15 protein-coding genes and 1 pseudogene are annotated in these 17,266 nt (G+C 34.1%); 1 reads left to right on the forward strand and 15 read right to left on the reverse strand.

From position 1 onward, the window contains the following. Window positions 1–14: 14 nt before the first annotated feature. The 9 genes and pseudogenes from dnaE to accD form a co-directional block, all read right to left on the reverse strand. Window positions 15–3,995 carry a DNA polymerase III subunit alpha gene (gene dnaE, locus CIGNP85_RS00600; protein ID WP_086241654.1) on the reverse strand — a complete coding sequence of 1,327 codons (3,981 nt, stop codon included), beginning with the start codon at window positions 3,993–3,995 and terminating at the stop codon, window positions 15–17. A gap of 14 nt (window positions 3,996–4,009) precedes the next feature. Further along, window positions 4,010–4,675: pseudogene (locus CIGNP85_RS08650) on the reverse strand (methyl-accepting chemotaxis protein); the annotation flags it as partial. 576 nt (window positions 4,676–5,251) lie between these two features. Further along, the gene (locus tag CIGNP85_RS00610; RefSeq protein ID WP_086233815.1) at window positions 5,252–5,770 is read right to left on the reverse strand and encodes a PAS domain-containing protein; all 519 of its coding nucleotides are present in this window, start codon (window positions 5,768–5,770) and stop codon (window positions 5,252–5,254) included. A 229-nt stretch (window positions 5,771–5,999) separates the two neighbouring features. Next, entirely contained in the window at window positions 6,000–6,614 is a 615-nt protein-coding gene (gene recO, locus CIGNP85_RS00615; protein WP_086226737.1) for a recombination protein RecO, read from the reverse strand. Then, a complete protein-coding gene (locus CIGNP85_RS00620; RefSeq protein WP_086252624.1) occupies window positions 6,596–7,534 on the reverse strand; it encodes a tRNA dihydrouridine synthase in 939 nt (312 codons plus the stop codon). Before CIGNP85_RS00620 ends, recO begins: the two co-directional genes overlap by 19 nt. Beyond that, entirely contained in the window at window positions 7,534–8,526 is a 993-nt protein-coding gene (locus CIGNP85_RS00625) for a hypothetical protein (protein ID WP_086252623.1), read from the reverse strand. The genes CIGNP85_RS00620 and CIGNP85_RS00625 overlap by 1 nt, the downstream gene beginning before the upstream one ends. 9 nt (window positions 8,527–8,535) lie before the next feature. Next, on the reverse strand, window positions 8,536–8,892 hold the full coding sequence (gene dksA, locus CIGNP85_RS00630) for an RNA polymerase-binding protein DksA (RefSeq protein WP_086228501.1): 357 nt from the start codon (window positions 8,890–8,892) through the stop codon (window positions 8,536–8,538). An 11-nt stretch (window positions 8,893–8,903) separates the two neighbouring features. Next, entirely contained in the window at window positions 8,904–9,350 is a 447-nt protein-coding gene (locus tag CIGNP85_RS00635) for a 23S rRNA (pseudouridine(1915)-N(3))-methyltransferase RlmH (protein WP_086228502.1), read from the reverse strand. Continuing rightward, window positions 9,350–10,222 (reverse strand): acetyl-CoA carboxylase, carboxyltransferase subunit beta, encoded by an 873-nt coding sequence (gene accD / locus CIGNP85_RS00640; protein ID WP_086225134.1) that lies wholly within the window; start codon window positions 10,220–10,222, stop codon window positions 9,350–9,352. Before accD ends, CIGNP85_RS00635 begins: the two co-directional genes overlap by 1 nt. A 167-nt stretch (window positions 10,223–10,389) precedes the next feature. Between accD and CIGNP85_RS00645 the strand changes: the two genes are divergently transcribed. Then, window positions 10,390–10,986, forward strand: a complete 597-nt coding sequence (locus CIGNP85_RS00645) for a peroxiredoxin (RefSeq protein WP_086225135.1) — start codon at window positions 10,390–10,392, stop codon at window positions 10,984–10,986. Window positions 10,987–11,129: 143 nt separating this feature from the next. Here CIGNP85_RS00645 and serC read toward each other — a convergent pair whose 3' ends face one another. The 6 genes from serC to dxs all read right to left on the reverse strand — a co-directional run bounded on the left by serC (window position 11,130) and on the right by dxs (window position 17,265). After that, a complete protein-coding gene (gene serC, locus CIGNP85_RS00650) occupies window positions 11,130–12,206 on the reverse strand; it encodes a 3-phosphoserine/phosphohydroxythreonine transaminase (protein ID WP_086286656.1) in 1,077 nt (358 codons plus the stop codon). Between the two features lie 9 nt (window positions 12,207–12,215). Further along, complete coding sequence (xseA, locus tag CIGNP85_RS00655) at window positions 12,216–13,376, reverse strand: exodeoxyribonuclease VII large subunit (protein WP_086238964.1); 1,161 nt, start codon at window positions 13,374–13,376, stop codon at window positions 12,216–12,218. Beyond that, window positions 13,373–14,086 (reverse strand): bifunctional demethylmenaquinone methyltransferase/2-methoxy-6-polyprenyl-1,4-benzoquinol methylase UbiE, encoded by a 714-nt coding sequence (gene ubiE, locus CIGNP85_RS00660; protein ID WP_086286657.1) that lies wholly within the window; start codon window positions 14,084–14,086, stop codon window positions 13,373–13,375. The genes xseA and ubiE overlap by 4 nt, the downstream gene beginning before the upstream one ends. Beyond that, window positions 14,086–14,865 (reverse strand): hypothetical protein, encoded by a 780-nt coding sequence (locus tag CIGNP85_RS00665; protein ID WP_086232502.1) that lies wholly within the window; start codon window positions 14,863–14,865, stop codon window positions 14,086–14,088. The genes ubiE and CIGNP85_RS00665 overlap by 1 nt, the downstream gene beginning before the upstream one ends. Window positions 14,866–14,949: 84 nt before the next feature. Then, window positions 14,950–15,360, reverse strand: coding sequence for a Fur family transcriptional regulator (locus tag CIGNP85_RS00670; RefSeq protein WP_086226728.1), 411 nt, complete (start codon window positions 15,358–15,360; stop codon window positions 14,950–14,952). 96 nt (window positions 15,361–15,456) lie between these two features. Continuing rightward, complete coding sequence (gene dxs, locus CIGNP85_RS00675) at window positions 15,457–17,265, reverse strand: 1-deoxy-D-xylulose-5-phosphate synthase (RefSeq protein WP_086286658.1); 1,809 nt, start codon at window positions 17,263–17,265, stop codon at window positions 15,457–15,459. Window position 17,266 lies beyond the last annotated feature (1 nt).

The raw sequence follows: 17,266 nt of genomic DNA on the forward strand, positions 1-17,266 counted from the left end.
GTAATTTAATATATTTATCCAGCTAAAAGCGTATTTAACTCACTTTCGAAATCATCAGTTACGCTAAATTCAGTTACAAACTGCATAATTTGCGTTTTATTCTCATCTAAAACTCTTAAAATCAAGCTCTTTTTGGCTCCGATTATAGCGTTGTGTCTGTGTGCTAGTTGGTAAATTTGATTGATTTTATTTTTGTTTAAAGCGCTTAATTTTAGCTCAATTTCTAATTTTCCAACGATATTTGAGCTAGGTTGTTCGATAGTGGTTTCTGTATTTATGACCTTTTTTTTAGGTGCGTTTCTAAGGGTTATATCGCCATTTTTTGCCTCGTCTATATCGATGATTTGATTGACTATCATTTTTGAGTTTGTATCCCTTGGTGGTGTGACTTTGAGTGCGTATAATCTATCTGTGTTGATTATCTCGCTAGCTTGAGTACAAGCCACATCAAAGGCAAACATATCAGCATTTGAGCTTTTGTCAGTTACGCTTAATACCGCCATTTTATTGCCTGATTTTGTATCTTTGATGCTGATATCATTTAGTTTAGCAATGATGAGATGTTCGCCGTTTTTAGCACTTTTTAAGATATCTAGGATTGTAGAGTGCTTGATGGCGTCGAAATACTCTTTATTCTCTTCTATCTCTTCGGCGGTGATTTTGTTGGATTTTAGTGTGATTTTGGTATTTCCGGCCTCTTCAAGAGTGTAAATTTCATTTACTTTTAGCTTGACTTGTTGGTCGTCTCTATTAAAAAGCATCTTAAATACAAGTGGTTTATTTAGCTCATCTTTTGGCATTGATTCTATCTTTTGTATGTGAGAAAATACCGTAGCTTCCATACTTCCATACATATCAAGGATGGTTATGATACCCATTTTATTGCCAGATTTTGTCAGCTTGATTGAAATATCTTCTATCTTGCCTATTACGATAATCTCATTGCCATCTTCGATAGTGTCAAACTGCGTTGAATTCGTATGCGAAATGGCTTCAATGCTACTTTTAAACTCATCTAATGGATGTCCGCTGATATATACACCTAGATACTCTTGTTCGAAGCTTAAAAGCTCTCTTTGGGTGAATTCATCTGGTGCTAAGCTTAGATTAAGCACCATTTTACTCATACTCTCATCATCGCCAAATAGAGAGAATTGCGCCTCTCTTTTGATATCGGAGCTCTTTTTGGATTGGTCTGTGAGATACTCAATATTTTGCATCAAAGTTTTTCTAGTGTAGCCAAATTCATCCAAAGCACCTGATTTAATAAGCGATTCATAAACTCGCTTATTTACTGCGGTACAATCGCTCTTAGATACTAGATCTTCTAAACTATTTAAGCCATCTTTTCTGATATTTGTGATATCTTCAATCGCAGATCCACCAACGCCTTTAATAGCGCCCAGTCCATAGATGATAGCATCCTTACCATCCTTGCTAATAACGCTAAATTCACTACTACTTTTACTAACGCTAGGCGGGAGTAGCTCTATATCTAAACGGCGGATCTCTTCTATATATTTGGTGATTTTATCGGCGTTATTCTCTTCACTACTTAAAAGAGCAGCCATAAATTCAGCCGGATAATATGTCTTTAAATATGCTGTTTGAAAGGTGATAAGAGCATAAGCTGCGGAGTGGGATTTGTTAAATCCATATTCGGCAAATTTCATAATCAGCTCAAAGAGAGCATCAGCCTTATCTCTATCAAAGCCATTTTGAGAAGCGCCATCTAGATACTGGGTTTTGAGCCTTAGCATCTCATCTTCTTTTTTCTTACTCATTGCTCTACGGACTAAATCCGCTCCACCAAGGCTAAATCCACCCACAGTTTGAACTACTTGCATGACTTGTTCTTGATAGACTATAACCCCATAAGTTGGCTCCAATATCGGTCGCAAGGCATCAAAAGCGTATTCTACGCTCTTTTTGCCATGTTTAATATCTATAAAATCATCCACCATACCTGAATTTAGCGGCCCTGGGCGATATAGTGCGATCATAGCGATTATATCTTCGAAGCAATCGGGCTTTAATTTGGCGGCCAATTTTTGCATTCCGCTAGATTCTATCTGAAAAATTCCAAGAGTGTTGCCACTTTGTATAGTTTGGTAGGTTTTAGGGTCGTTAAAATCGATCTTTTCCCATAAAATATCTTGATTAAATCTAGCTTTAATAAGCTTAATAGCATCATCAATCACAGTTAGCGTTTTAAGCCCTAAAAAGTCAAATTTAATAAGATCTACATCTTCAAGATAATCCTTAGTATATTGCGTGACATAGTGGCCATCTTCGGCGTTGCTTTGTCGCCATAGTGGTGCCTTTTTCCATAGTTCTTCATTGCTGATTACTATACCAGCAGCGTGCATACCGGGATTTCTATTTAAGCCTTCAAGCTCGCAAGCATATTGCCACACGCTTCTAGCTAGCTCATTACTCTCTATCAATTCAGCGATTTTTGGCTCTTTTTCAAAGGCTCCAGGCTCAAATTCACCATTTTTATTTGTGTAGCCTTTTAAGCTATGCTCATCAGGAATTAGCTTTGCCATCGCATCAGCATCAGCGTATGGCATACCCATAACCCTAGCGACATCTCTTATAACGCCTTTGGCTAAGAGCTTACTAAATGTAGCTACTTGAGCGACATTATACTGGCCATACTTTTCAATCACATAATCAATAACTTCGCCTCTGCGATTTTGACAAAAATCCACATCAATATCAGGCATACTTATACGCTCAGGATTTAAAAACCTCTCAAATAGCAAGTTATATGGGATCGGATCAAGGTCAGTTATACGAAGGGCGTAAGCTACCAAGCTTCCAGCGGCCGAGCCACGCCCAGGGCCTACTGGGATACCACGCTTTTTGGCTTCGTTTATAAAATCAGCCACGATAAGCATGTAGCCTGGGAATTTCATATTTTTAATGGTGTTTATCTCTAAGTCTAGCCTATCTTTGTAAATTTGATGTTTGCTAGGATCGATAAACTCTAAACGCTTTTTAAGCCCCTCTTTACACTCATATTCAAACAAAAGGCTATCATTATCCAAATCATACTCTAAATCTGGGTTTGGCAAGGCTAGATCCCTTGCTTTGGCATATTCTTGGGTGAATTTGAAATTTGGCGGAGTGGCGTTGCCTAATTTAATCTCTAAATTACACTTATTTACTATCTCTTGGGTATTAGATACCACTTCTGGGATATCAGCGAAAATCTCGCTCATCTGCTCTGGGGATTTAGCATAAAATTCGCTTAAAACCTGCTCTTTGACACTCTCATCGAAATTTTTATTGGCTGAGATATAGACAAAGATTTTTTGTGCTATGGCACTATCTTTGGTGGTGTAGTGAGCGTCGTTTGTGGCGATTAATTTAATACCAGTCTCTTTAGATAATCTGATAATATCACTATCAATTCGCTGCTGATCAAATATCCCATGACGCATAATCTCAAGATAAAAATCATCGCCAAATATATCTTTATACTCTAGTGCTGCAGCCTTAGCCGCTTCATATCCGCCTGCACCCCTTTTGATGTTTCTCTCACTTAAATTTAGATGAAAATTCACCTCTCCTGCCAAACAAGCCGAGCTACAAACTAGCCCCTCGCTATGCTCTCTTAATAGCTTTTTATTGATTCTTGGATAGTAGTAGTATCCCTTGATATAGCTCATTGAGCTAAGATACATTAAATTTTGATATCCTATCTCATTTTTGGCAAATAAGCATAGATGAAATCTATATCTACTCTCTTTAGAGCTTATATCATCGTTATTATGGATATAGGCTTCAAGACCAATAATTGGCTTTATCCCCTCAGCCCTCATCCCTTTATAAAACTCAATTGCTCCAAACATATTTCCATGATCAGTAATAGCACAAGATTTTATATTCATCTCTTTTAGTCTTTTAGCTAAAGTTTTAATCTTATTAGCTCCATCTAAAAGCGAATACTCAGTATGTAAATGCAGATGGGTAAAATCCAAACTCATATATAAATCCTAAATTAATTTTTATTTAATACTACGCTATCTATGCTTTTAAAGATAAAACTACTATTTTGTTCTATGGTATTAAATTTATCAACAAGTTTATCTATATCTTGTCTATTTTCATCTCTTAAAACTTTAATTATCAACTCTAAAGCCTCTTTGATTTTAGCAGTTTGTTCTGGGCTGAATTTAGCAAAATTACTCTCACAATCATGCAATAACTCATCTATATGCGCTTTTTGCTCTGGAGTAAATTTTAGCTCATTTAATGCGTTATTATAAGCTGTGGTTTTGGCTAAAATAAGATCAATTTTGGTTAAAATTCCAATAGTTTTATTTTGCGTTAATTCTGAGACTTTAGCTGTAGTAGCTGCGTCAGTACTAAAATTTTCTAGAGCCTCTTTTAATTTATCTGTGTTATCTAAAGCTGTTTGGGCCACTTGATTTATCATATCAGTTGAGCGGTTTAATTCATCGGCGTCTTGACTTAGCATTGTTACGGTACTTTCAATATCAGCAGTAGCCCTAGTTGTATTTTCTGCTAATTTTCTAACTTCATCAGCAACAACTGCAAATCCTCTACCATGCTCACCTGCACGAGCAGCTTCAATGGCGGCATTTAGAGCAAGAAGATTAGTTTGGTCAGCTATATCTTTAATTAAATTTACTACATTACTAATATCGGTTGCTCTTTGATATATACTTTGAGTAGTTTGGTTAGTATTTGATGTTATTATATGAAAATTTGAACTTAGCTCTTCGACTTTGCTTATGCTCTGGGCGGCAATAGCGGCAGTTTGCTGACTAGAATTTACTACCTTAGCTAAATCACTTACACTTGCGATTAGATCTCTTTGAACGCTATCCATTCCATTTGTACCATTGCCAAGTTCGGTAAATTTTTGGCTTAAAATTCCTCTGATTTTTCCTTTTTGCCCCTCTAAAACACCGGTTACGCCTTCGCTTAGAGATTCTGCGTTATTTCTAAAAATCCCTTTAAATCCCTCAACATAGATATTTCGATACTCTTTGCCACTTCTGGCTGCTAAAATGCTACTTTGAGTCTCTCTTTGTAGGGCTTCTACTTGATCTAAAAGGTCATTGATATACTTAGCTATCGTTACTAATCTAGAATCATTATCAATATTTGTAATCCTAGCTTCTAATTTGCCTTTTGATGCGCCACATACTACTGCTACTATCTCATTATAAACAATATCATCAAATTTACTTTTTTTGCTAAATATACCCATTTACTATCCTTTTACTCTTTGTAGTTCATTGACAAAGCGGTCGTATGTAGTGTTGTGCGTAGCTAATAAATCGGCTATATATTTTTGGCTAGCTTCGATTCCGCTGAATTTTTCTAATTCTAACATTTTTTGGTATATTGGGATGATTTTCTCCACGGCTTGTGGATTGGCTTTGCGTCGCACTGAGTAGTAGCCTATGATATTGCCACTTTCATCAAGAGAGCTTGTAACATTGGCAAATACCCAGTAATATCCACCATCAAAGGTTATATTTTTAACAAAAGCAAATATCTCTTGTTTATTTTTTATCCTATCCCAAAGTAGCTTAAATACATACTTTGGCATATCGGGATGGCGAACTATATTGTGATTTTTGCCTATGAGATCTGAATTTTTGGCATTTACGATATTTAAAAAATAGCTATTAGCATAAGTAATGTAGCCTTTTAAATCTGTCTTTGTAGTAATGAAAGCTTCATCGCCAATCTCTTTTTGCTGATTATTTAGTAGATTAGTACTCATTTTGCTCTCCCGCAATTTTCTAAACTACAAATTTTATAAAAAAATATATTAAATTCTAATATATTTAGTGTAAAATAGTGCTTTTTAGTTTTAGATTATATCATATTGCCGTAATAATAACTTGCAAAATAAATACTTATTAAAATATTTACTTTAATACTTTTGATTTATTTTATTATTATTTTCTTGATATGTTTTAGAAGATAAAGCAATCCATATAAACAAAAAATTAAAACCCCTCTAAAAGGATAAAATATAACTCTTTGATTTGCGTATCGTTTAAGTGAGCAGTTGAAGCAGTAGAAAGAAATTTAATCACGCTATCATAGTTTAATGGATTTTTGCCTATACATTCAGGATGGGCAAGTAAAAATGCTCTACCAAGTCCGACTTGTTCATTAAGCTTGCCATCGCAGATAAAACAACTAGTATCAATATGCAATCGCCCCTCAAATTTTAAAATCATTGCATAGGATTCAAGTACGACTCTAATAGGGTTTTGGCGGTGAAATTTCTTAGCACACATTTCAAGTATTTCAAAATAAAACTCATCACTCTCTTGTACATCACGTAAATGATCAGCCATTAGCCGCATAAAATTTTGCCAAACTAAAAGTCGTTCACGCTCGATTAACCAGCTAAATCCTAGATGCATAGTCGAGCGAAGATGCGGCAAAAAGCTTTTACTTTCAACTAATTCAAAATCAAGTTTAAATCCTTGAGTGATAATAGGGTGACGAGCGCCATAAAACCTATAACATTTGATCTGTTTGTGCGGTGAGAGAATTGTGACAATACAGTCTTCATCTCTTACTTTTTGAACCTTTAAGATATAGCCCTGCATGGGTCAAAAAATTGTTCAATCTGTTCTCTCATCTGCTCTGGAGAGTGCATTTTATTAACGCTAGATCTAAATTCGCTAGCCCCATTAAGACCTTTGGAGTATTCGTGTAAATGTTTGCGAAAAATCCCTATAGCATGATTACCATAAGTATTAAGCATTAGTTCAAAATGTTCTTTAATTACTTGTCTTTTTTCATCTGGATTTATACTTTGATTTTCTTTAATCTCTTTAAATATCCATGGAGAACCAATACTAGCTCTGCCAATCATCAGTCCATCACAACCAGTAGTTTTTAATACATTTTGATAGTTATCTAGATTAATGTCGCCATTGGCAATAACTGGAATTGTTGTATTTGATTTTATTTTAGCGATGGCTTCATAATCAACTGGTGCGCTATATCCACCAGCTCTAGTTCGTCCATGCACACAGATAAAATCAGCCCCAGCGTTAGCTAAATCTTGAGCTATTAGGTGTGCCATTTTGGTGTTAAATCCTAGACGAATTTTAACCGAAGTATAGCGTTTATTTGATTTAGTTTTAATCGTTTCAATGATATTACATAGCAATTTTGGTTCATTTAATAAGGCTGAACCGGCATTTTGTTTTATTACTTTTGGCACTGGACAACCACAGTTTAAATCAATCCCATCAATCCCATCAAATTCATTTAAAATCTCTACTGCTCTAGCGATTACGTCTGTGTCGCTACCTGCTAGCTGAACTATATATGGCGTTTCTAGTGGAGATTTTTCTAGCATTGCTAAGGTCTTATCATGTTCATATACAAGAGCATTTGAGCTAATCATTTCACTAACTGTACAATCGCAGCCAAAACGCTTAGCTAGGCTGCGAAGTGGTAGATCAGAAAAGCCCGCTAAAGGGGCTAAAAATAACGGTTTTGAGCTAAAATCAATCATTAATAAAATAGATCCGCTCTAGCGATTTTACCATGATCTCTTAAAAAGAGTAAGGTCTCAATACGCTCAAATTTAGCATTACCGCTCATTATCGCTTCTCTAAGCTTTTCTATCATTTGGAAGTCATAAAGTAGATATAAATATGCTTCAAATGCAGCCCCTTCATCATTTCTAAGATGCTCAAACATAGATATAAGCAGATCTGGATCAACTTTTGTTTTAAGAATTTTAGCAATTTTAATATATTCATCTGAGGTAAATTTAACTTTATTAATAATTCCAAACATATCATTTGTACTAATTTCAAATTTGTCTTTAGAGTATCTATTTACCAGTGTTAATACATCGTTATTTGTGTAGATTGGATTGAATTTAGATAGTTCTAAAAACGAACCATTTTCTACGAGTGCATTTGAAGCAAAAGCTCTTAATTCTTCGTTTGCATCATTGCTAGATAAGATGGTAATAGCGTATTTATAGTCAGCTTGAATTTTGTTTTTTTCATTTTGGATATAGAGTGGATTAGTTTTTAAAAGCTTAAATCTTTTTAACTCACATACTTTTCCAGTTTTTACATCATTGTAAAGCTCATAGGCGGCTCTTAAATCATCGTTATGAAGAACTGGTTTGCCTAAATTTAGCCATGGAGAAAGAGATTTTGTAACCTCACTTGAAGCCGCAAAAAGATCGGTTTTAAAATCTTTATTTGACTCTAGTCCAAGGTAAATTTCCTTAGCTAAAACATTATAAATTTGAGCATCGCTTTTCATTGCTCTACCTTCTAGGTAGATTTTAAACCCATAGTAGCTCATATGCAAAAGTGCTAAAATCGCAAAGATACAAAGTGGCACCACAAGCCATGTAGCTACTGGTAATTCAAGTGTATAGCTAAGAATATTTATAGCATAATTTTGGTCAGCAAACGAAAAAGTGACCAGCCAAACAAGCCCAATATAGATAACAGAATATAAGAAAAATCGTCTAGTTTTCATCTTTTACCCTTATTTTATTATTGTTTTTTCAGCAATTTCACGACATGTAATGCAGTAGCGTGCGTGTGGTTTTACTTTTAGGCGTTCTATATCAATATCATCTTCGCACATATCGCAAATACCATAAATTCCAGATTCAATTTTTGTTAATGATTGATCAATTTCATTAAGCTCTTGTTGTTGTTTAGCTGAGATTGAGTGTTCTAGTTCTTCATCAGCACTAATACTAGCAAAGTCAAGCTCATCAGTAGCACCACTTTGTCTAAGTCCATCAATCTCGCTAGCTGCATCATTGATATTTCTTTGAATTTGCTCTTTTCTCTCTAAAAGCAACTCTTTAAAATACTCTAGTTGGCTTGTTGTCATATAACTCCTTTTTATTTATGATAGGGGTGGTTTGCATTAATGCAAAGAGCGCGAAAAATCTGCTCATATAGTACGAGTTTAGCTATTTTATGCGCAAATGTTAGCCGTGATAAACTCACTAACTTATCCATCTCTCCTCGTAAATTATCACCTAAACCATAAGCCCCGCCAATAAAAAATGAAATTTGATTTCTATCTTTAAGAAGCTTTGCAAACTCAAAGCTATCAAGCATTTCACCACGCTCATCAAGTCCGATGCAAAAACCATTTAAACAAGGCTTATATGCCTCTTCATATGCTCTATGCGATGCGGCTTGGCCTTGAATTTGAGCTTTAGCAATTTGTGGGCTAAATTTATTAATCTCTTTAATATTAGCCCATTTGCTACTCATCTTGATATAATCTTTTATATCTTTATCATCATCAAGCTTTTGAAGGCAATGGACTAGAATTTGCACTAAATAGCCTCATTAATTGGGCTATAAAAATTATCATTTTTCATAAAAAATCTTATCATATCACTAAGATATTTTTTATGCTCATCTCTTGGGACTATAGCATCTATTAATCCATGCTCTAGTAAGAACTCAGCTCTTTGAAAACCTTCAGGTAGGCTTGCTTTAATAGTTTGTTCAATAACTCTTTGGCCTGCAAAACCTATTAAAGCTTTTGGCTCAGCAATGATTAAATCACCTAGCCAAGCAAATGAAGCTGAAACTCCACCCATAGTAGGGTCAGTAAGAACTGAGATATATGGCAATCTATTATCGCTTAAAAGTTTGAGTGCAGCACTAGTTTTGCTCATTTGCATAAGACTAAATGTACTCTCTTGCATTCTTGCGCCACCGCTTGCACTTACTATAATAAGTGGATTTCTTTTTTCTATCGCTCTGCGAACTGCACGAGTGATTTTTTCACCTTCAACTGAGCTTAGGCTACCACCCATAAAGCTAAAATCAAAAACCACAAGCTGAACTGGTTGGCCATCAATTGTAGCTTCTCCTGAGATTACTGAGCTTGTTTTGCCATTTTTACTTTGACCTTCTTCAATTCTCTTTTTATATGATTTTTTATCTACGAAATTTAATGGATCTATTGGTCTTAAATTTGCATCAAATTCAACAAAACTTCCAACATCGCTAATTAATTCTATTCTTTTTTGAGCGCTAAGTCTCATATGATATCCACATTTTGGACAAACATTATAGCATGCTTCAACTTCTTTAAAATACATTAAAGAGCTACAACTGCTGCATTTTACCCAGTGACTTGGAGCTTCACTTGGGTGAGATTGTTTTTTGCGTATTTTTGAAAAAAAATCACCTAGCATTTTTTTCCTTTAATAAAAAATTGGGCGATTATAGCAAATTTTTCTTTAAATTCATATTTTTATTACTTTTAAATTGATTTTATAGATTGTTTTATCTGCGTTTAATTATAGTTAAATTTATACAGATACAATTTCGCAATTCATAAAAATTATTAAGGAGATTTAGTATGATAGTTACTAATAAAGCACCACAACTAAGTGGCGTAGCAGTTCTAGGCAATGGTCAAATTGAAGAAAATTTTGATCTATATAAAAACATTGGACCAAAAGGTGCAGTAGTATTTTTCTATCCAAAAGATTTTACATTTGTTTGCCCAAGCGAAATCATCGCTTTTGACAAAAGATATAAAGAATTTAAAGATAGAGGTATTGAAGTTATCGGCGTTAGCACAGATAATGAATACTGCCACTTTGCATGGAGAGAAACAGATATTAAACAAGGCGGTATCGGTAGAGTACAATTCCCTCTAGTAGCTGACCTTAAAAAAGAGTGGGCAAGAGGATTTGATGTACTATTTGATGAAGCAGTAGCTCTAAGAGGTAGCTTCCTACTAGATAAAGATGGTACAGTTCGCCACGCAGTAATAAATGATTTACCACTTGGCAGAAATATCGATGAAATGGTAAGAATGGTTGATACAATGCTATTTACAAATGAGCATGGTGAAGTTTGTCCAGCTGGCTGGAACAAAGGTGATAAAGGTATGAAACCTACAACTGAAGGTGTAGCAAGCTACCTATCAACTGATGGCGACAAACTATAATTCTACCTTTTAATTAATTTGGCTGCGACTCGCAAGAGTCGTAGCCTTTTTTTATGTCTAATTTTTACAATCGGATATTTTGTATTTAATATAAAATTTAAAAGCCCTTTAAATAGAGTTTAACTACCTAAAAGGCTTAAAAATTATCCATGTGTTCTTTGGAATTCCTTCATAAATTCACATAGAGTTTGTACGCTTTGTTGTGTTACAGCATTATATATAGAAGCTCTTAAACCACCTAAGATTCTATGACCTTTTAATCCTATCATTCCATTTTGTTCAGCTAATTTAACAAAAGCTCCATCAAGTTCAGCACTTGGAGTGGCAAAACTAACATTCATTAAACTTCTCGAACCTGGTTTTGCAAATGCTTTGTAAAAATCTGAATTATCTATAAGTTCATATAAAGCAGCTGCTTTTTGCTCATTTACAGCATTTATAGCATTTAAACCACCTTGATCTTTGATCCAATCAAGAACCAAATCAAACATATAAATTCCAAATGTAGGTGGTGTATTAGCTAGTGAATTAGCCTCTATTTGCGTTATATAACGAAGCGGAGTAGGAACGCTATCTTTAACTCTTGCGGCTAAATCTTTTTTAACTATAACAATAGTTATACCAGCTGGGCCAGCATTTTTTTGTGCTCCACCATAGAATAATCCGATATTGTGTGCTTTAAAATCAATTTCACGGCTTAAAAGATCAGAACTGCTATCTACTACTAGTGGGCATTTTGGGCTTGGAAGTGTGGCGTATTGTGTGCCGTAAATCGTGTTATTTGAGCAGATATAACCATAATCAGCATCATCACTAAAATTAAAATTTGGAATGTGATCAAATTTAGTATCTTCGCTACTTGCTATTACCTTGTAATTGATATTTTGGATTTTGGCTTCTTTGATTGCTTTTTGCGTCCAAACGCCGGTATTTACATATTCGGCCACGCCACCAGTGTAAATATTCATCGGAATTTGAGCAAATTGCAAAGTCGCACCACCTTGTAAAAATAGCACCGCATAATCATCGCCGATATTATAAAAACTTTTTAGTTTAGCAATGGCGTTATTGTGCAACTCTTCAAAAACTTTCCCCCTATGGCTTACCTCCATAATGCTATAACCAAAGCCGTGATAATCGGTAAATTCAGCCTGTGCACGCTCTAAAACTGCTAATGGAATCGCACTTGGACCAGCACTAAAATTTAAAACTCTACTCATTTTATCCCCTTATTTTATTATTGCTTGTTTGCATAAATTTTGTGAACTAATAGTAATCTCATCGCCGCTTTTTAGCTCAGATAATGAGATGATTTGCGAATCTTTTATAATATGTGCCATATTTTTTGTTACCTTGTAAAAATACTCTTGTCTTTTAAAAACTAACTCAAATTTATCAATTTTTGATTGAGCTAAATTAAATTTTTTATGTAAAAAGTTATCTAAATTTGACTTAAAACTATCTAAAGTAAGAGTAGCTAAGTTGATTTTTTGTTCTATTGCTTTAGATTTTATCTGTGCTTTGGCTAAATTTAAATAGCTTTCACATTTGTTGAATTTAGATGATATAATCGCTTCAAGAGTATTTTGAAAAATATCAAGTTTTTGATGAAGTTCATTACTATCAGGCAAGAGATCAACCATCGCAGCAGTGGGTGTAAGCGATCTGTGATCAGCTACAAAATCACTAATACTATAATCAATCTCATGCCCTATAGCTGAGATAATAGGCGTCTTTGCTTCATAAATTGCATAAGCCAAGCCTTCATCATTAAAACACCACAAATCCTCTTTGGACCCGCCGCCTCTAGCAATGACAATTACATCTAACTCCATAGAATCAGCAAGCTTTAACATCTTAATTAAATTTGCTGGAGCGCTATTTCCTTGAACTAAGGAATTAAATAGATAAAACTTAGGCAAAACATACCTATCACTAATAACCTTACACATATCAGCAAATGCTGCAGAGCTAGCACTTGTAATGATTCCTACTTTGCTTGGATATTTTGGTAGTGGTTTTTTATCTGCTCTATTAAATAAACCAGCAAGAGCTAGACGCTCTTTGAGCTGATTAAATGCAAGCTCAAGCTCACCTACACCAATTGGAATAATGCGACTAGCGATGAACTGATAGCTACCATTTGAGCTATAGATTGAAAGCTTACCAATTAGCGTAACTTTCATTCCATCTTTTATTTCAAATTTTATATTTTGATTAGTAAATTTATACATAGCTACGCTGATGGCAGATTTTTCATCTTTGAGCGTAAAGTACCAGTGGCCACTACTATGTTTTGTTAAGCGACTTATCTCGCCTTCAACTTCAACTACGCTAAAGTGCGACTCTAATAACGCCTTAGCCGACTCATTTAGATCGCTTACTGTCATATATTTTTAACCTTTTTAGCAATAAACATAGTGCTAATATTCATACTAAACCCTTTAACTATCACCATCTCAAAACCACTTCCTTCAAGTTCACGACAAAACTCATTTGAGTCTAAAAAACCTTCAATGCTTCTAGGTAGATACTCATAAGCCTCTTTATTTTTGCTTATAAATCCACCGATTGCAGGCAAAATATTGTGTAGATAAAAATCCCTAATCTTTGCTATTGGGCCACTTTTATCCCTTTTGGTAAATTCTAAAACAACTAAATATCCGCCAATTTTTAAAACTCTATTAAACTCATGTAAAGCTTGAGTTCTAGCTACAACATTTCTAATACCATAACTTATACTAACTATATCTTGGGTATTTGGGTTTAATCCTGTATTATCAGCTTTTGCCTCTTTAAATTCACAATTTGGGAGCTTTTCTTTGGCTACTTTTAACATCTGCTTACTTGGGTCAATTCCGGTAATTTTTTCAATTTTTAAATTTGCTTTTTTGGCGCTATTAATCCATGCTTGAATCATATCTCCAGTGCCGCAAGCGACATCTGCAATATTTAGCGATGAGTTAAAATTTTTTAAAACTTGATCACAGGCTGAGCTTCTCCAAGAAGCGTCGATTCCAAAGCTTAATATTTTATTAGCTTTATCATAAGTAGGCGCAATTTCATTAAACATATTTATGATTTTTTCTTGGTTTTGCACTAGATTTCCTTTTGATAGTATGGTTTTAGTTTTTTTGAGATTTTAGCTAGCTTTTTATCGAATTTTTTTAGCTTTTTATTTAATTCTTTATTTATTGATTTGCTATCTTTTTGGTTAGATTTTTTGAATTTATAGACTAAATTTGTGATTTTTGAGAGTTTTTGCTCAAATTTAGTTAATCCAAAAATCTGATAAAATGCATTAACAAGCACAAAAAGTTCGCTTAGAGTGTTTGAATTTAAGGCGGTTTTGGCTTTAATTTCTTGGCGTAAATTTACTATACTTTTGCGGATTGCATATGCTGATGATGAAGAAATTTTCCACTCTTTAATGCAGTAAAATGAGTGTGTATCGTATAAAAAAATCTCCAATTCAAAGCATAATGATTGAAACCCATTCTCAAAATATATCTGAATTTGAGCTAAAATATCTTTTAATTCAGAATTATTTTGTCCTTTTAAAATTTGGCCTAAATGTTCAAATAGCGGTAAAATTTGATCTAGAAGTTTGCTAAATTTAACAACAACAAGCTTATCAAATATAAAATCAAAGCTATTAATTAGGCAGTTTATTTCTATTAAATGCTTTCCAATTATAGCCAAAATCGCACTATTTTTATCTTTTTGGTAGAGTTTTCTAAGCCCATCAATTAAAAAGAGCTTTTGCAAAATTAGCAATCTAACCCCATCATAAGCACTAATATCGATACCAAAATATAGCATTTTGTTGCCTATTTTTGGGAGTTTGGATGTGATTTCTAAATAGTTGATATTTTGCAAAATTTTTCCTTGAATAAAAGTGAAGAATTTTACACTAAAACTACTAAAATATAGCTTTAAAACCCCGTATTTAGGGCTTTAAATTTAGCAACACTTTGAACAATTTGAGACATTTGCAACGATATTTAATCTATTTATTAAGTTACCTATCTTTTGTTCTAGATGGGTTTGATATGAGATCATCTGCGCATCATTGGCGCTAATATCTGTAATGTTGCCACAATTGCTACATACTAAATGAATGTGTGGTTGCTCGTAAATATCATATTTTGCTTTTTGGTTTGGGCTATTAACCTCAATTACTAAATTTTCATTTATAAGGGTGCTTAGATTTTTATATACTGTTGCAAGTGATATAGATGGGTATTCGCTTTTAATTTGTTCATAAAGCTCATCTATAGTTGGATGCGTGTGATTGCTTAGTATTTTTAACACACACAGTCTTTGTGGAGTGGCTTTAAGTTTGGCTTGTTTTAAAAGCTCCATGTAATCCATACTTTTTTCCTCTTAATTAAATGGGTATATTTTATCCAAAAAATATTTAAATTCAACTTTATTAATTAATATTTTTTATCTATTAGCCTATCTTGTTTAAAGTATGATTTTTTTAGCAATCTCTTCAATACTGATGTTTAAGCTATTTTCTACTAAATTTATAGATCCATGCGTTATAAACTTATCTTCATACTCAAAGCTTACAATACTTACATCTTTAATATTATTCTCTTGTAAAAATCCAGATAAAATCTCGCCAACCCCACCACGCTTAGCACTATCGCTAAAAATATACCATTTTTTATGCTCTTTAGCAAGGTTTAAAAGCAGCTCTTTATCAAGTGGTTTTATAAAGATAAGATCTATAATTGTAGGATTAATATCTAAAAATTTAGCTACCTTGTATGCTTTAGCCACCGCATTACCGTATCCAATAAATGCGACATTTTCATTATTTTGCGATAAAATTTGGGATTTTCCAAGCTCTACTTTAACTGGTTTAAACTCATCACTAAGCCCAAAATTTCCCCTAGGATATCTAATAGCAAGTGGCGAATTAAAACTATAAGAAAATTCCATAATCTCTTTAAACATTAATTCATCTCTAGGTGCTGCAAGAGTAAAATTTGGTATAGCGTTTAAAAAGCTAATATCAAAAGCTCCTTGATGCGTCTCACCATCTTCTCCTACTATGCCAGCTCTATCCATGCACAAGACTACAGGTAAATTTAAAATAGCACAATCATGAATGACTTGATCATAGGCTCTTTGCATAAATGTTGAATATATTGCAATATAGGGTTTAAAACCTTCTTTTGCCATTGCTGCCATAGATGTAACTGCATGCTGTTCTGCAATTGCAGTATCCCAAAATCTATCTGGAAATTTCTCAATCAAAGCCCCAATTCCAGTACCACTAGGCATAGCAGCTGTTACGCCTACTATATTATCATATTTACTAGCAAGTTCTAAAAGTAAACTGCTAAAAATTTCAGTAGCATTTTTTTGACTAGATTTTTGTAGTGCTATACCATTTTGCGGATTAAATGGACTAACGCCATGCCACTTCTCTTTTGGGCCTTCGGCAATTTCATAACCTTTGCCTTTTATCGTTTGGGCATGGATTATAACTGGTTTTTTCATATTTTTTGCTACGCTAAGAGCTGAGATTAAATCCTTGATATTATGCCCATCTACTGGACCTATATACTCAAGCCCAAGCTCTTCAAAAAACATCCCAGGAGTAATGAGTCTAATGCCTTCTTCTAATCTTTTAGCCATATAAGCCGCTGAGTCTGGCATAAGCTCTAAAAGTTGATTAATTTTGCTTTTAAATTTTTGATAAAATGGCCCCGCCATCATCTGTGATAGGTATTTGCTCATAGCACCAATCGGTTTTGAGATACTCATCTCATTGTCATTTAAGATAATAACACATGGATATTTAAGATCGCCTAGCTCATTTAAAGCTTCATACGCCATCCCAGCGCTTAATGCCCCATCGCCGATTAGAGCTACGGGTAATCTATCTTCGTTTTTAAGCTTAATAGCCTTAGCAGCGCCTACTGCAAGACTAATAGATGTAGAACTATGTCCAGCTATAAAATAATCATATTCACTCTCGCTAGGTTTAGTATATCCACTAATTCCACCAAATTGACGCAAACTATCAAATTCATTCCAACGCCCGCTTAATAGCTTGTGGGTGTAGCTTTGGTGGCTAACATCAAATATAAATGGATCATTTGGGGGATTAAATACATAGTGCATCGCAATACTAAGCTCTACAACTCCTAAATTTGAGCTTAAATGTCCGCCATTGGTGCTAACTACACTTAAAATTCGTTCCCTGATATCACAGGCTAGAGATTCTAGTTCGCCTAGCTTTAGAGATTTTATATTCATT

Source organism: Campylobacter sp. P0085, from assembly GCF_002139495.1.
GTDB lineage: Bacteria > Campylobacterota > Campylobacteria > Campylobacterales > Campylobacteraceae > Campylobacter > Campylobacter devanensis.

What these genes read in the sequence shown, in the direction of transcription:
- CIGNP85_RS00645 (WP_086225135.1), top strand. Translation starts at nt 10,390, where the DNA reads ATGATAGTTACTAATAAAGCACCACAACTAAGTGGCGTAGCAGTTCTA.
- xseA (WP_086238964.1), bottom strand. Translation starts at nt 13,376, where the DNA reads ATGACAGTAAGCGATCTAAATGAGTCGGCTAAGGCGTTATTAGAGTCG.
- dksA (WP_086228501.1), bottom strand. Translation starts at nt 8,892, where the DNA reads ATGACAACAAGCCAACTAGAGTATTTTAAAGAGTTGCTTTTAGAGAGA.
- dxs (WP_086286658.1), bottom strand. Translation starts at nt 17,265, where the DNA reads ATGAATATAAAATCTCTAAAGCTAGGCGAACTAGAATCTCTAGCCTGT.
- CIGNP85_RS00610 (WP_086233815.1), bottom strand. Translation starts at nt 5,770, where the DNA reads ATGAGTACTAATCTACTAAATAATCAGCAAAAAGAGATTGGCGATGAA.
- CIGNP85_RS00670 (WP_086226728.1), bottom strand. Translation starts at nt 15,360, where the DNA reads ATGGATTACATGGAGCTTTTAAAACAAGCCAAACTTAAAGCCACTCCA.
- CIGNP85_RS00620 (WP_086252624.1), bottom strand. Translation starts at nt 7,534, where the DNA reads ATGATTGATTTTAGCTCAAAACCGTTATTTTTAGCCCCTTTAGCGGGC.
- accD (WP_086225134.1), bottom strand. Translation starts at nt 10,222, where the DNA reads ATGCTAGGTGATTTTTTTTCAAAAATACGCAAAAAACAATCTCACCCA.
- serC (WP_086286656.1), bottom strand. Translation starts at nt 12,206, where the DNA reads ATGAGTAGAGTTTTAAATTTTAGTGCTGGTCCAAGTGCGATTCCATTA.
- recO (WP_086226737.1), bottom strand. Translation starts at nt 6,614, where the DNA reads ATGCAGGGCTATATCTTAAAGGTTCAAAAAGTAAGAGATGAAGACTGT.
- dnaE (WP_086241654.1), bottom strand. Translation starts at nt 3,995, where the DNA reads ATGAGTTTGGATTTTACCCATCTGCATTTACATACTGAGTATTCGCTT.
- CIGNP85_RS00625 (WP_086252623.1), bottom strand. Translation starts at nt 8,526, where the DNA reads ATGAAAACTAGACGATTTTTCTTATATTCTGTTATCTATATTGGGCTT.